The sequence below is a fragment of the Actinomyces ihuae genome, from assembly GCF_001457875.1.
In the GTDB taxonomy this organism is placed as follows: Bacteria; Actinomycetota; Actinomycetes; order Actinomycetales; family Actinomycetaceae; genus Pauljensenia; species Pauljensenia radingae_A.
In genome coordinates this window covers 49,056-63,592 of the sequence record NZ_CZPX01000005.1, presented here as the reverse complement: position 1 = coordinate 63,592, position 14,537 = coordinate 49,056, and the positions used below count along the sequence as shown (strand labels likewise).

The window sequence follows — 14,537 nt, the reverse complement described above, 5'->3', positions numbered from 1 at the left end:
ATGGCAGAAACACTTGACCAGCCGTTGCTGGTGATGACCGACCACACGGGTGACGACGCGCAGGGATACACGCTGACCCCGGCATCGCACCAGCTCCTCACACTGGCACGCTCACTGACCACCGGGCCGATTACAGCGATCGCTCTGAACAGTGCGCCGGACATGGAGGCGTTGGGAGCGCAGGGCGTAGCGCACGTCCTGAGCCCGGACCTTGCCGGCCATTCGCCGCGCATCAGTGCTGTTGTGGCGGACGCGGTTCGAGCCTGCTTCGACCGCGTTCCAGATGCTGCCGCCATTTTGTGTGTGGCGAATTACCGAGGGCGAGAGGTTGCCGCTCGGCTGGCTGTCCAGCTCGACTCGGGTGCGGCTGTTGACGTGTCAGATGTGCATATCAGCGGCGGCGTTCTCCACGCAGCCAAGACAGTTCTGGCCGGAACATGGGAAACGACAATGGAAATCACTCGCGGCACGCCGATTATCGGTCTGCGGCCTTCGTCTGTTCAGGCCGAGGACGCAGAGACGGCGACCACGCCTGACGTGACCACCGTGGCCGTGAAGTTCAGTGCAGAAGCCGACGCCGTTCAGGTCCCACAATCCGTTCACGCCGCGGGTGACGGACGCGTGTCACTGACCGACGCAGACGTCGTCGTGGTCGGCGGGCGCGGCACCGGCGGAGACTTCTCACTGGTCGAACAGCTGGCTGACGAACTTGGAGGTGCGGTGGGTGCAACCCGCGTTGCCTCAGATGAAGGGTGGGTACCGCGTTCCATCCAGATCGGCCAGACCGGCGTGTCAGTGGCACCGTCGGTGTACATCGGCCTGGGCGTGTCCGGCGCAATCCACCACACTGTTGGTATGCAAGCCTCCGACACGATCATTGCCGTGTGCGATGACCCGGATGCTCCGATCTTTGAGATCGCTGACTTCGGCATCGTTGGCGACATCTTCGAGGTCGTTCCGCAGGCTCTGGAGGATCTGCGGGCGCGAAAGGACCAATGACCACGCCCACGCACTATCTGGATTTTGCGGCGACCACGCCGCTTCGGCCCGTTGCCCGGGAAGCCTGGCTGAAAGCCCAACATGACTTGACGGCCACCCCCGGCAACCCGTCCTCCCTGCATGCGGGTGGGCGTGCTGCCCGCCGGATGCTGGACGATGCGCGTGAACAGATCGCAGACCTGCTGAGTGTGAACCTGCACGAAGTGCTCTTCACATCCGGCGCCACTGAATCTGACGCCCTCGCCGTGTCGGGGACAGCTCGGGCGGTGCGGGCTGTCAACCCTGCACGCAGCGTTGTGGCAGTGTCCGCCCTCGAACATGACGCAGTGGCACATCAGCGCGAGGTCCTTGAACCTGCCGGATTCACGTGGCAGGTACTGCCTTCCAGCGCTCAGGGCATCACATTCATTGGCGAGCTCGACGCTGCACACCTCAGTGAGCACTTGGCGGTGGTGTCGGTGTGCACGGTGTGCTCGGAAGTGGGAACCATTCAGCCGGTTGCCCAGCTTGCCGACATGTTCGGCGCTGCCGGTAATGATCCGGTAAGAGCTGCGCGTGGTCAGCGCCCCATCATTCACACGGATGCGGCTCAGGCCTTTTCATGCCTGCCGATCAGCATGGACACCCTCGGCGCTGACCTGCTGAGCATCGGGGGACATAAAGTGGGTGCGCCTGTGGGGACGGGCATCCTGGTTGCGCGGCGCGGCATCCCGTTGACAACGGACCGACCCGGTGGGGGGCATGAGCGCGGAATCCGTTCGGGAACACCGGACGTGGCGGGCGCGGTCGCCCTGGCTGCCGCGATGGTCGAATGTGTTTCCGAGCGGGATCAGATGCATCGGCACTGCTCGCAGATGCGTCGCGAGATCCTTGACCACCTGCCTGAGGGCGTGTCAGCGACGGTGGGGGATGCGCCCACCGTGCCCTCGATCATTCACCTGTCGATGCCGACCGTACACCCCGAAGTGGTGCTCATGGCGATGGACCGAGCCGGTGTGATGGTGTCAGCAGGCTCTGCTTGCCATGCTGGTGTGACACGCCCATCTGAGGTGGTCATGGCTATGGACAGATCGGAACGTGAAGCACTGGGCGTGCTACGTGTGTGCGTCTCCACATCAACAACCCTCGACGATGTGCGCGCACTGTGTCAGGCTCTACCTGACGCGCTTTCGCAGGCGCAGGCAATGGACGGATTCGATGAACGGGGACATGTTGTGAAGGAGGACAGATGAGGGTCCTGGCTGCACTATCAGGGGGAGTGGACTCTGCTGTGGCGTGTGCGCTCGCTGTCGAAGCAGGCCACGATGTGGTTGCCGTTCACATGGCGCTGTCCAGCCAGCCTCAGGAATGCCGCATCGGTTCACGCGGATGCTGCTCGGTGGAGGACGCAGGGGATGCCGCCCGCGCGGCGCAGACGCTGGGCGTGCCGTTCTACGTGTGGGACCTGGCAGAGGAGTTTGAACGAACTGTCGTCACCGACTTTGTCGATCAATATCGCCAGGGGCATACTCCCAACCCGTGTGTGCGATGCAACGAATTCGTGAAATTCCGTGAACTGGCCGATCGCGCCCGCACCCTCGGTTTCGATGCCGTGTGCACCGGGCACTACGCGCGCGTTATCGACGGTCCGGATGGTCCCGAGCTGCATCGCGCCCGCGACGAAGCAAAAGACCAGTCCTATGTGCTGGCCATCATGGGGCGCGAGGAGCTTTCTCGTGTTATCACACCGCTAGGCGATGCGCCCGATAAAGCGTGGGTGCGTGCCGAGGCGGATCGGCGCGGACTGGGCGTGTCCAACAAACCCGATTCCTACGACATCTGCTTTATCCCTGACGGCGATACGCAGGGCTTCCTGCAGCGCGCCCTTGGCAAGGACATGGGTGAGATCGTGGATGCGGACGGCAACATCGTGGGTGAACACGGTGGATACTGGAACTTCACGGTGGGGCAGCGCCGCGGACTGCGTTTGGAACGACCGGCCGCTGACGGCAAGCCGCGCTACGTTCTGCGCACCAACCCGCAATCCAATCAGGTGATCGTGGGGCCTGCTGAATTGCTGAGCGTGGATCACATTTCGACCACCGACGTGGTGTGGATGGCGCCGCGCTCCCTCGCCACTGTTGATCAGGAGGCGACCGTCGCGTTCGGGTCTGCGTTGGCCGGACGGATGCTGGCAGATGTCCCCGAGGATGTCCTGACCGCGCAGGTGCGCGCTCACGGAACGCCCTCCGTTGTCGCCGGGGTTCATATTGACGAGGGCGACGCTGCGCCTGCACTGAGTGTGGATCTGGCTGATCCGATCCGCGGCGTGGCTCCGGGCCAGTCGCTGGTGCTGTACCGAGGCACGCAGGTGATCGCTGAAGCAACGATCGAGTCGACCGCTCGGCGGGGGAGTGTGTCCGGTGTCTCGCGGGGTGTGAGCCATGAGGGAGCTCGTGCCAGCTAGAAACCGTTAGAATAGATGCCGCGTAAGATAAATGTCGCGCGCGAGTGGCGGAATTGGCAGACGCGCTGGATTTAGGTTCCAGTGTCTTTGACGTGGGGGTTCAAGTCCCCCCTCGCGCACTCTTGTGATGTATCGGGACATCGTGGACATTGTGTTGGCGGTGTCCCGGCTTTTTTGTGTGTGGCGGTGGCCCGATCCGGGGCTAATGCCCGAAATATGTGTATGGGGTGGGCGTGTCCGGTCCTTCATAAACTTCCTAATGCACTGACGCTACTGCTCTGCCAGTGCCCGGTGTGCACAAGCCCCTAAAAAGTAGCGCGAAAGTGCACATTCCCCTAGATTTAAGTGGTCGGCATGCACATACCCCTAAATCTTGGGCCTTCCCGTGCACATGCCCCTAAAAAGTAGCGCGAAAGTGCACATTCCCCTAAATCTTCGTGATCCGGTTTCCGCGCTATTTCTATAACCGCTGGTCAGAGCCTTGTTCCTTGTTGGCCTACCCGGCAGCACGGAGTTTAGCTAGGGGAATGTGCAAAATTTGCTTTAAATCTAGGGGTATGTGCACCGTTGCGCGGCAGTTTTAGGGGTATGTGCACAATTTGTCTTGAATCTAGGGGAATGTGTACTGAACGATCGCGCCGCCTCGGCCGGCCCCTCTGTACGAAAGGTTGCGGGCGGAGGTTTTCGGAATGCTGTCATACTTGATCATGCTACATAAGAAGTTGGCTATGCTATGAGTGCACTGATGCGCGCGGATCGTGTGAATGGCGTTCGTGTGCGGCGTGTGGAGTGTTCTCGTCCCACAACTCGGGTGAATCCAAAACTTACTCGGGTAAAAGAAAGGTCACGTGAGGGCAATGAGTACGAGTGGTGGAGTTCAAGAAAACGGCGTGTTTGCGCGGCTTGTGAAGAACCGCAAGGCTATGGTCGTGGCGGTGTGCGTCGCGGTTGTCGTCGCACTGGTGGTGGCGATTATTGGCGTGAGCGCCTACCGCTCTCACGCGGCAAGCCAGGCGCGCAGCGAGTTTGACGCGGCGCAGTCTGCTGCCACTGGCGCATACACGTCCCTGACGGACGCGATCAGTGGGGGTGAGCAGCTGTATGCCGACTCGGAGGGCAAGGTGGCTGACGATGATTCGAGCCGGGCTGACCTTCGCGCTGCACTGGACGAGGGAGCAGCACTGACGATGCCTGCCGCCCAGTCGGGCACTACCCGTGAGCTGGCTGATGGTGCGCAGTCATTGAACGATTCGGCTGGAGTGTTCACCAGTGCCGCCCAGAAAATTGACACTGCCAGTGACAAGGTTCGCTCCGCAATGGCCTCCCACGCGAAAGACCTGATGGTGGCTGCGCGCGACGGCCTCAAGGCGGAAGTAGACAAAGCAATCAAGGTTCTGTCCGACACGACCGGCAAAGTCAGTGACGAGGCGACACGCACCCAGGCGCAACAAGTGGTAGACGAGGCGACAGCCCTGATCGGTCAGGCTGATGCTGTGAGCGGTGAGACGGCTGACCCGTTTGACGAGATGAGCGCGAAACTGACTGAGATGACCGGCCAGGTGAAGGCTGCTGCTCAGAAGGTGTCGGATTCTCACGCCGCGTGGAAGAAGGCCGAGGACGCGAAGGCTGCGGCCAGTGAGCCTGCTGGCGGTTACGTGGAGCCGACGTATTCGGAGCCTGACTACACGTCGGGCGGCGGCTACGTGGAGCCGGACTACTCTGCGCCCGCACCAGCCCCGAGCACTCCCGCGCCCAGCGGCGGAAACACCAGCGGCGGATGGGTTACTAACGAGCAGGACTATTGTTCCGAGGCGGATACATCGGGCAACGGATGGGAGGTTCCCTGCAACTGAGAATCCATCCCGATTGGCTCCCGTTCAGCTTGGTCTGTTCGAGAGCTTTTTGTGCCTCCAGATGTGTTTGTCGCATTACGCATGAGTGAGGCGGTTGTTTGCCGTCTGCGAATACGAAACAGGAGGATAACGATGGTTCGACTACGGGGTGGTTCATACAGCCGCCTGGTGGCGCAAGGCGGAAAGAAAATCACCGCTATGTGTGCCGCGCTCTTTGTCACTTTCGCCATGCTGATCTCGCCCCAACCCGCGAAAGCTGCTGATTTCCCCGGCCAGGTAGAACCCGGCTACGAGGTCAACGGTATTTTGGGGATGGGGCCGGTATGGTTCGGCGCACTGGAAAACCCCAATGGGGCCAACTGGCTTGCATGGTGTATTGAAAAGGGTGTCCCATCTCCGACGCGTGGGAATGCGGTCACCGTCCAGACACTGCGAACCGTGCGAGATAACGGTCAGCCCGCAGAACTTCGGCTCACCACACCCCAGTTGGCGTGGGTGCTGCAAAACAAGGAGCACATTGCGACCGCCGATTCGCGTGCCGCGATCTCGTACCTTGTTCATGCGAACTACGAGCAGGGTTTGGGCGCAGTCAGTGGCTCTTCACGCGTGGCGACAATGGTCAGTGTGATCCGCTCCCAGCATCCCCAGGTGGATCGCCTGGCACAGCAGTACGCGAGTGAAGCACGCAACAGTGCGCCTGTTGGCTTCAAGTCCCCTGGGTACACCGGTGACAAGCAGCGCGAAGGCGTCATCAACAACATTGGCATTCAAAACGCTTCCGGCGGTTGGGTCGCAGGGCGCAACGTGTCTGTCACACTCAATGGTCCTGCTGTGTTCAAGTCGACCGGCAAGGCGACCTGGAGCGGTAAGACCGGCACCACGCCGATCAGTCTGGAGTGGCGCTCCACCGGAAACGGCAAAGTCTCATCCAAGGCACGATATGAGGGCGGCCGCGTCACGCTGACCAAGTATGACACGAACGGCAACGTTCAGGACACACTCTCGTACGGCAACCGCCCGCACAACGACCCTGAGTACCGTGACGTTGACGGTCCGACCTGGAATGTCATCTTCGACTTCCAGCCCCAAGCCACCACCGTGGCCGACCCCAAAGTCGGTGACAACGGCACCATCTCCGACAAGGTCACCGTCATGGCAGACCCCACCTACGGAGACGGCAAATGGGTCCAGATCGACGGCACATACGTGCCCGTCACCTTCGAAGGCACCGCTTACCACACCGGCATGACAAAACCCACCGTCGCCGACACAGGACCGAGCAGCGCCGGAGCAAATTGTTGCTGAATATGCGCGACACACTGTCCGAAGCGGCCTCAAGCTTGGCGCTGCTCAAGAGCCCTGATGCTGGTCAGCAGCTGTCTATCGCAGCGGAATTTGCGCGCTGACATGCTGGACGGTTGTCCCGACCTGTGTGCGACGAACGATGAGGAGGAAGGACTTGTGGGGCCTCCCCGTCGATACATCATGCAGATCGTGGACGACGACGGTATCGACGCACTGACCATGCGACGGCTCGGACGCGATCTCGGCGTCGATCCGATGATGATCTACCGGCATTTTTCCAACAAGGTGGCGGTGCTTGACGGCCTGATGGAGGTCATGTGGCGCGACGTCACCGTACCGGCAGCCGCCCAGACAACACCTTCGTGGCGCGAGCACCTGGTCGCTGTGATGCACACTTTGAGACGCGCATTGCTCAGACACCCTCGTGCCATCTCAATCGTCGGCACACGCCCCGCAACCGGACCGGAACTATTCGCCCTGATGGAACGCCTGCTGACGTCTCTCGCGGAGGCAGGAATGCCTGTGAACTCCCAGGCCGCTGACCAGCTGAACGCTCTGGTGAACTACACGGTTGGCCATGTCCTCGCAGAGGCGGGGGAGCCAGTGGGCGGCGAGGCCGACCAGATGAGCCACCAAACGGTACTTCCAGCCTCGTTTCCGCACCTCGCAGCCGTGTTCAACAGCGGGTGGCGCTACGATGCAGACCGTCAATACGACTATGCGCTGCGAGCAATGGTGTACGGCTGGAGCGAAGCTACGAGGGAGGCCGACGGCGCACTGACCGAGGGAAAGAGCACGAACGCCGAGGGTGGCGCGACTGCCTCGCAAGCCATGTTGGATGGACGCGACTGAGATGAGTACCGCTGCACCCACCGGCACGCCTTCTCCAACCGACGCGCCGCCACCAACTGGCGGGCCTCAGGGGCTAACTCGTCTGCACCGACCAGTACTCCGACGCTTACCAACTCACACGAACGCGAAGGCCGACGCCGCTTCGCCCTGATCTGGGTGGCGCAGCTGATCGCCAAGACTGGCAACGGCTTGACACCGTTCGCTCTGACCATCTATGCCTACCAGCACACCGGCTTGAGCACGTCGGTCGCGCTGATCACGCTGGCAGGGTTCCTGCCCGCCGTCCTGTTGGCACCGCCCGCCGGAGTGCTTGCCGATCGATTTGACCGCACACGCCTGATGGCGATCGGCAATATTATCTGCGCCGTTGCACTTGGTCTGGTGTGGGCAACAATGCGCATGGCCGCAGACAACATGGAAGCGCGCGAACCTGCAGATCACACACAGCAGGCGGGGCAGACGCTGCTGCGCGTGCAGGGCCTGACGAAGACCTTTTCGACGACGGAGCCGCCCACGCAGGTGCTGCGAGGCATCGACCTGGAGGCGCCGCGCGGACAGTTCGTGGCCGTGATGGGGGCGTTAGGTTCGGGGAAGTCCACATTGTTGTATTGCATGAGCGGAATGGATCGACCCACCGGCGGTTCCGTCGAACTGGCAGGGCATGAGCTCACCGAGTTGAACGATCAGCAGATGAGCCACGTGCGCCTGCACGAGATGGGTTTCGTTTTCCAACAGGCGCACTTCCTGAAGAACTTTACGATTCGCGACAACATTGCGCTGCCCGCCTTGAAAGCTGCCGGACGGTCAGGGACGAGGGCGGCCGAGGAACGCGTCGACGCACTGATGGAGCGATTCGACATTGGCGCAGTAGCTGATCATGAGATCACCCAGGTATCCGGGGGACAGCTCCAGCGCGCCACCATCTGTCGCGCACTCGCCACCCAGCCATCGATCGTGTTCGCTGACGAGCCAACCGGTGCGCTGAACACCTCCATGACCGGTGAGGTGCTGGAGGCGCTTGAGGAAGCACATCAGGATGGCACCACCATTGTCATGGTGACACATGACCCGGTGTGCGCTGCGCGCGCGGACCGGATCGTCTACCTGCGTGACGGGGTGATCGTGGATGCCATTGACAGCAGGAAACTCGATAGGAGGCACGAGGGCGACGCGGCTGACCGGGATGACTACTGGGAGGCCAGGACACGTGAACTGATGAGATGGCTGCAGTCCAAAGGATTCTAGCGTTGCCGTGATGCGGCAGGATGGTTCCTTCATGAGCGCTCGCAGCGGGCGTGACCTACAGTGGTGGATGACGACGGACAAATACGGCGGACACATGAGGAGGCTGCCATGGCTGAACTGAAGGTGGGGGACAAGGCTCCTGAATTCACTTTGGATTCCACGCACGGCACTGTGTCACTGACTGACATGCTGGCTCGTGCTGCACGCGGCGTGGTGGTGTACTTCTACCCGCGTGCGTTCACGCCCGGATGCACCACCGAGGCGTGCGATTTTCGTGACTCGCTGGCCTCGCTGCAGGGCGCAGGATATGAGGTTGTCGGCATCAGCAAGGATGACATGGCGGCGCTGGAAAAGTTCGAGGCAAACCAGTTACTGACATTTCCGCTGCTGTCAGATCCGGAAGGCACCGTGATTGACGCCTATGGGGCCTTTGGCGAAAAAATGAGTTTCGGCCGCAAAATTCTGGGACCAAAACGTTGCACATTTGTCGTCAACCCTGACGGCACAATTGCCCTTGCACAATATGGCGTCAGGGCTTCAGGCCACGTCAAGCGTCTGCGCAGGGAACTCGGCATCGACTGAGTCGTACAGGGACGGTCTGCGCCTGCAGGTCTGGAGGGCAGGTGCCCGTGTCCCAAACGAGGCGCGACAGCTCTATGCGCGTGTCGGCTGAAGGTGTGACGTGTGTTTCATGGACGGGATGCCGTGCAAACTCGTATATACGTTGTGTGGATGAATTTGATGGGGCGCATGATGCGGTTGACTGTCAGGTGGCGGGCGCTGAGCGTCATGCCCAAGCGGCGGTGAGTTTTCAGCGCCGGGCTGAGGATACGTGTGGGAGTGGTTCGAGCCGTGATCGTATTGTCACGGTGCATGTGGATCACAGTGGTCATCTTGACAGGATTGAGTTCGCCGCCCAGGTGTCGACCTTGTCGAAAAGCCAGTTGACGTCCAGCGTGATGGAGGCGTACAGGGCAGCGTTGAGCGATGTGCGCACCCAGATGGTTGCTGTGGCCTCAGAGATCTTCGGTGCTGATTCGCCGACTGTGCGAAAGCTTGCGGACCAATGACTGGTGATCTGCGTATTAACACTGACCAGCTTGATGAGCACCGGTGTCATGTCGCTCACGTGGGGCAGGGAATTCAGATGGCCCGTGATGCGTCCGTTCAGGTCGGTGTGGGTGATGGTGCGTTCGGCGTGTTGTGTTCGCCTTTTTTGGTCCCGCCCCTGTCGCTCGTGGAAGGTCAGGCGCGTGACGCGCTGTCAAGCGCGTCGAGCGCGTTGGACCGGCTGTGCAGTCAGCTGGGTATTGCTGTGGAGGATTTTACTGCTCACGAAGACGAGCTGGCACGCTCCTTCAACAATGAGGTGAGCGTGTGGGGGAAGCGAGGTCGGCGTGGCTAATCCTTTGGTGGCGCAGCGTCAGGACTCGACCAGCCCGCTTGCCGGCACGTTTCTTCTTGAAGACGGCGAGCAGCTGGTTGGCGCGTTCAATTCAGGCAGCTGGGTCAGTGGCGGTATGGCTGCTTTCGCTGCTGTAGGTGATGCGGCCAGTTTTATCGCTGACCCGATCGGTTCGCTGATCGCGATGGGTGCCGGATGGGTGCTTGAGCATGTTCACCCTTTGGATCAGTGGCTCGATGAGTTCACTGGCGATGCGGACCAGGTTGCGGCCTATGCTCAGACGTGGGGCAACATTAACACTCAGCTGTCCGCGTGCTCCCAGCAGTTGGCCGGGTATACGCGCTCTGACCTGTCATCTATGAGCGGGCAAACCATCAGCGCGATCACCGTCTTGGAAGCCGACCTGGGCAAGCTGATTGAGCAGGCAGGCAAGTGGGCCAGCGCGATGGGGCAGGCTCTTAACGTTGCTGCCACGCTTGTTCAGATTGTTCACGACCTGGTGCGTGATGCTCTATCTGAAATCATCGGCAAGTTCGCATCCGCCATTATCGAAGCGGTTGCCACCGCTGGGCTGGGTATTCCCGCAATCGCGGCGCAAATATCCACCAGTGTTGCCACGATGACATCCAGGATCAGCACAACTGTTCACAAGGTCATTGATTCAGTCAAGAATCTCAAGGGACTGCTCGGCAAGCTCACCGAGTTGTTCAGGAAGTTCTCTGACACCCTCAACAGGCTCCTCCGCAAAGGCGCAGACACACCCTCGACACGCATCAACGCTTCTGCCCCTCACGTAGACCCAGCTCAATATACCGAGTTTTCCTTGCATCGCTCCGACGCAACCCCCCATTGGGACACAAGCCCCGCGCCATTTGGGAAGAACGCGCACGGAGAGCCGTATCCGACCTACGACGCGTGGGCTTCAAAGAATTTAAACTCGAGAGGTGTTCCGAATTATAGATTTCAAGATACAAACGGCGCCTTGCCTGACTCAGTTGTGCGCCATAGCAGCCTTCAACAAATCAAGGAAAAGTATGGACGATTCGTCGACCGGATCGGTCATCCAGGGGGACAATTCGTCGCATCGGCACCTGAAGGCCGTCATATTCCATTTGAAAAGCGATCAATGCCGCCTCCGAAAGCTCATGACCGTCTCTACGGTTATCAGCTGGGTGAACTGCCTCGTGGCTACTCTGTTGAAGAGGGTACAATCGCCCCCGCATTAGGATTTGAAGGCGGAGGTAAGCAATTCATCTTCTTAAATGAACGAGGTGAAATGGTGTCAATTGCAGAGTGCATAGAGAAAGGAATTCTCCTCGAATGGATACACTGAGTTTCGATGAGTTACGGCCTTTAGCTGAATGCCGATGGGCCCGATTTGCACTCAACGAGGTAGCACATGAATCTGTCACGCTGAGCTACGACTATGGCGACCCCGCCCTCCACGTGGTACACCACAACGACGGATCTTTCGCATTCGGTTCAAGCGGTCGAGGTGGTCCTATTTCCTTCTCACTTGTCACTATGGACGCACAGATTGCCCTACGCTGGCTTATCTTAAACGCCAGCTTCCCCTATCGATACGCTCGCGCCTACCTGCAGTTCTCCATTCCTCACCGAACTAGTCAGATACGGGAAGGATATGCTCTCCACCGCTTGACGCGCACACTTTCGACTCTGCGAGCTCCAGATGGCGAACTTCTGCCGATGAAGATGAGCGACGACCTTGTACATGACGTCTCCCAATGCGTGCGCTACTCTCACATTCATGACATAGAGGTACACGACCTGGTCGATTCAGTGACCAACGCAAACGGAGAACCTTCGCTTTCCCAATTCCTTGCCCCTTAGAGCCAACGCAAGAAAACTCTGAGAGCGGAGGCTCCACCCGGAGCTGGATGGCTCTCATATGTTCAGACCGTATAATGAAGGATAAGACTCCCTCACATGTCTTAAGAATAAGGGATGATGCAATATTGACGCTCAGGAGTCTTGATGAGCCGTTTTTCGAGGAGCTGAGGCCGCTGGCGGAAAGTTCGGACGCTCTTTTCATGCGTAATGTGTTTCATCCGAATTCAGTCAGCCTCAGTTACAACGACGAGGACCCTGTCTATCACGTGGCTCAGCTTGAGGACGGGCAGTTCGCATACGGGGAAAGCTCCCGAAGCGGGGGTATCCAGTTTACGTTCTTTTCCCCGGATCTTGAACTGCCTACTCGCTGGCTTATTTACCAAGCAGGCGAGGCGTTCCGCGTAAGAGCTGACTGTGCGTCCTTGTACTTTCCGTGTTATACCTACGAGCAGCGGCCCGGATATGAACTGGTGGAGGTAGAAAAGTACACGTACACTCTTAAGACGCCAGCTGGCCAGGTCCTACCGATGCGTATGCATGACGATCTCGTCAACGACTATTCAGAGACTGTGCTGTTTTCTTATATCTGTGATATTCCGGTTCGGGATCTTCTTGACTCTTTTCTGGATCCTGATGGTCGTCCGGCTTTGGAAGCCTTTATCGTCGAGGAATAACGTGTGTGAGGAAGGCACAAGGCTGTGTCGTTGATGAGTCTTGATGAGCCGTTTGTCGAAGAGCTGAGGCTGCTGGCGGAAAGTTCGGACGCTCTTTTCATGCGCAATGTGTTTCATCCGCACTCGATCCAGCGTCAGCTACTCGAACGGGGATCACGACAATCGCCTCGCCGATCTCGATGACGGGGATGCGCATTGAGACGCCAACCATGGCCGACCCTCGGCTCACTCTGCGCAGTATCTGTGCAGGCTTTGGTGTCGACCGCCAAGACGTGCACGTGACCGAAGAAGCATGAAGAGGTGACAAATTCTCTCGGAGGAGCGGAAGCATAAAAAGTGCGCCGTGAGGGAATCGAACCCCCAACCCGCTGGTTAAGAGCCAGCTGCTCTGCCAATTGAGCTAACGGCGCATGAGTTACAGGTGGTGCGCCGTGAGGGAATCGAACCCCCAACCCGCTGGTTAAGAGCCAGCTGCTCTGCCAATTGAGCTAACGGCGCTACGTCTCGTAACGAAGTAATACTGTACTCGTGTCAAGGGGCTTCAGACAACTTGAAAAGTAGGCGATAGGACACATCTGCAGGACGCATGCACAGGCGCGCATGGGCATCTACAGTAAGAACCGGAGCGCCAACGCGTCTTTGACACTGACAAACCTGGAGGGCTGATGGAACACCACGACGATCTGCGTGACGTGCCCATCACGCAAATGACGCAGGACTACTTGAAGACCATTTACTCCGCAGGGGAGTGGAGTGGTGCCGGAGTGTCGGTGAACGATCTTGCCGCCAGAATGGGGGTCGTCGCATCAACGGCATCTGAAAACGTCAAAAGGCTCAAAGACCAGGGGTTGGTTGAACATGAGCCATACCACAAGGTTCACCTGACCGAAAAAGGCCGCGCAATAGCAGTAGGTGTGGTGCGCCGACACCGCCTCCTCGAAACATACCTGTACGAAAAGCTCGACTTTGAGTGGGACGAAGTTCACCGAGAAGCAGAAATCCTTGAACATGCGGTCTCCGAGACGCTGCTTGAGCACCTCGACCGTGCGCTTGGTTTCCCGATGCGCGACCCACATGGCGACCCGATTCCGGCTCCTGACGGCACTCGCCTGGCTCCCGGTATGATGCCGCTGTCTGACGTTGTCGAAGGAACTGACACGGTCATCGTGCGAATCTCAGATGGCCATCCGCAGATGCTGCGCGATCTGGCCAGCAGGGGGATCGCCCTGGATGCCCGTATCACGGTGGTGCGCCGCTCACCTGCGCTGGGAACACTCACACTTGACGTGCGTGAATCTGGTGAAGAGCGCGCGCATACCGTCGAAATCGGTGACGTGGCCGCAGATGCCATTTTCGTAGCCACCGACCCCGACGATCTTCACGTCGAACAGTAACGGGCGCAATCGCGCGCCAACTGTCGCAGCCGCGCACCCGAGCTAGCTCAGGGAAGCTGACCCCATCGACGGCGGCACGTTCGCCTCGTACCCCAGGCCCACCAGTGCCTCACGCACCCTCGTCGTAGCATCGTCGAGGGCATCATCACTAGCCTGAGCAGCATTGGCGAATGCAATATCTGCTTCCGACTTCATGGGGATCACATGCAGATGGGTGTGAGGTACCTCAAAACCGGCAATGATCAGGCCGGCTCGTTCCACGTCGAAGGCTTCGATCTGTGCTCGCCCAATGATGTGAGCCACGCGCATCAGGTGCTCGGCAACCTCCACCGGCGCGTCCGTCCACGACGGGTAAGGGTGGCGCGGCACCACCAGCATGTGACCAGCGCGGATCGGCTCAATGGTGGCAAAAACAACACAAACGTCGTCAGCCCATGCGAAGCGTCCCGACCATGTTCCATCAATGATGTTCTCAAATGCTGTACTCATGGCTCTATTGTCACCCATCTTGCG

The 14,537-nt window shown here is 59.5% G+C and carries 15 protein-coding genes and 3 tRNA genes; 15 read left to right on the top strand and 3 right to left on the bottom strand.

The annotated features are described in order from the left end of the window. From BN3002_RS05060 to BN3002_RS04990, 14 genes are all read left to right on the top strand, one after another. Positions 1–999: an electron transfer flavoprotein subunit alpha/FixB family protein gene (locus BN3002_RS05060; RefSeq protein WP_058236965.1), complete on the top strand. Its 999-nt coding sequence runs from the start codon at positions 1–3 to the stop codon at positions 997–999. Then, positions 996–2,231: a cysteine desulfurase family protein gene (locus BN3002_RS05055; protein ID WP_058236964.1), complete on the top strand. Its 1,236-nt coding sequence runs from the start codon at positions 996–998 to the stop codon at positions 2,229–2,231. The genes BN3002_RS05060 and BN3002_RS05055 overlap by 4 nt, the downstream gene beginning before the upstream one ends. Then, complete coding sequence (gene mnmA / locus BN3002_RS05050) at positions 2,228–3,445, top strand: tRNA 2-thiouridine(34) synthase MnmA (protein ID WP_058236963.1); 1,218 nt, start codon at positions 2,228–2,230, stop codon at positions 3,443–3,445. The genes BN3002_RS05055 and mnmA overlap by 4 nt, the downstream gene beginning before the upstream one ends. Positions 3,446–3,483: 38 nt before the next feature. Beyond that, positions 3,484–3,564: transfer RNA gene (locus BN3002_RS05045), tRNA-Leu, on the top strand. Between the two features lie 738 nt (positions 3,565–4,302). After that, entirely contained in the window at positions 4,303–5,298 is a 996-nt protein-coding gene (locus BN3002_RS05040) for a hypothetical protein (RefSeq protein ID WP_154955702.1), read from the top strand. A gap of 132 nt (positions 5,299–5,430) precedes the next feature. Next, the gene (locus tag BN3002_RS05035) at positions 5,431–6,603 is read left to right on the top strand and encodes a hypothetical protein (protein WP_058236961.1); all 1,173 of its coding nucleotides are present in this window, start codon (positions 5,431–5,433) and stop codon (positions 6,601–6,603) included. A 102-nt stretch (positions 6,604–6,705) separates the two neighbouring features. Beyond that, positions 6,706–7,455, top strand: a complete 750-nt coding sequence (locus BN3002_RS05030) for a TetR/AcrR family transcriptional regulator (RefSeq protein WP_058236960.1) — start codon at positions 6,706–6,708, stop codon at positions 7,453–7,455. Positions 7,456–7,602: 147 nt separating this feature from the next. Beyond that, the gene (locus tag BN3002_RS05025; protein WP_307781424.1) at positions 7,603–8,700 is read left to right on the top strand and encodes an MFS transporter; all 1,098 of its coding nucleotides are present in this window, start codon (positions 7,603–7,605) and stop codon (positions 8,698–8,700) included. A 108-nt stretch (positions 8,701–8,808) separates the two neighbouring features. Next, the gene (locus BN3002_RS05020) at positions 8,809–9,282 is read left to right on the top strand and encodes a peroxiredoxin (RefSeq protein ID WP_058236959.1); all 474 of its coding nucleotides are present in this window, start codon (positions 8,809–8,811) and stop codon (positions 9,280–9,282) included. A 74-nt stretch (positions 9,283–9,356) separates the two neighbouring features. Further along, the gene (locus tag BN3002_RS11470) at positions 9,357–9,770 is read left to right on the top strand and encodes a YbaB/EbfC family nucleoid-associated protein (RefSeq protein WP_074026187.1); all 414 of its coding nucleotides are present in this window, start codon (positions 9,357–9,359) and stop codon (positions 9,768–9,770) included. Beyond that, complete coding sequence (locus BN3002_RS05005) at positions 9,767–10,105, top strand: type VII secretion target (protein ID WP_074026186.1); 339 nt, start codon at positions 9,767–9,769, stop codon at positions 10,103–10,105. Before BN3002_RS11470 ends, BN3002_RS05005 begins: the two co-directional genes overlap by 4 nt. Then, positions 10,098–11,438: a TNT domain-containing protein gene (locus BN3002_RS05000; protein WP_058236955.1), complete on the top strand. Its 1,341-nt coding sequence runs from the start codon at positions 10,098–10,100 to the stop codon at positions 11,436–11,438. The genes BN3002_RS05005 and BN3002_RS05000 overlap by 8 nt, the downstream gene beginning before the upstream one ends. Further along, entirely contained in the window at positions 11,426–11,956 is a 531-nt protein-coding gene (locus BN3002_RS04995) for an Imm61 family immunity protein (RefSeq protein ID WP_058236954.1), read from the top strand. Before BN3002_RS05000 ends, BN3002_RS04995 begins: the two co-directional genes overlap by 13 nt. Before the next feature lie 200 nt (positions 11,957–12,156). Then, a complete protein-coding gene (locus BN3002_RS04990; protein ID WP_157843507.1) occupies positions 12,157–12,630 on the top strand; it encodes an Imm61 family immunity protein in 474 nt (157 codons plus the stop codon). 337 nt (positions 12,631–12,967) lie between these two features. On the opposite strand, the gene BN3002_RS04985 is transcribed toward BN3002_RS04990, so the two are convergent. Together BN3002_RS04985 and BN3002_RS04980 are read right to left on the bottom strand one after the other, a co-directional pair. After that, a tRNA-Lys gene (locus BN3002_RS04985) sits at positions 12,968–13,040 on the bottom strand. Positions 13,041–13,052: 12 nt separating this feature from the next. Beyond that, positions 13,053–13,128 (bottom strand) — tRNA-Lys (locus tag BN3002_RS04980). A gap of 167 nt (positions 13,129–13,295) precedes the next feature. Here BN3002_RS04980 and BN3002_RS04975 point away from each other — a divergent pair. Continuing rightward, positions 13,296–14,024: a metal-dependent transcriptional regulator gene (locus BN3002_RS04975; RefSeq protein ID WP_058236952.1), complete on the top strand. Its 729-nt coding sequence runs from the start codon at positions 13,296–13,298 to the stop codon at positions 14,022–14,024. Between the two features lie 42 nt (positions 14,025–14,066). Here the strand turns inward: BN3002_RS04975 and BN3002_RS04970 are convergent, their stop codons facing one another. Next, positions 14,067–14,513: an HIT family protein gene (locus BN3002_RS04970; RefSeq protein WP_058236951.1), complete on the bottom strand. Its 447-nt coding sequence runs from the start codon at positions 14,511–14,513 to the stop codon at positions 14,067–14,069. Positions 14,514–14,537 lie beyond the last annotated feature (24 nt).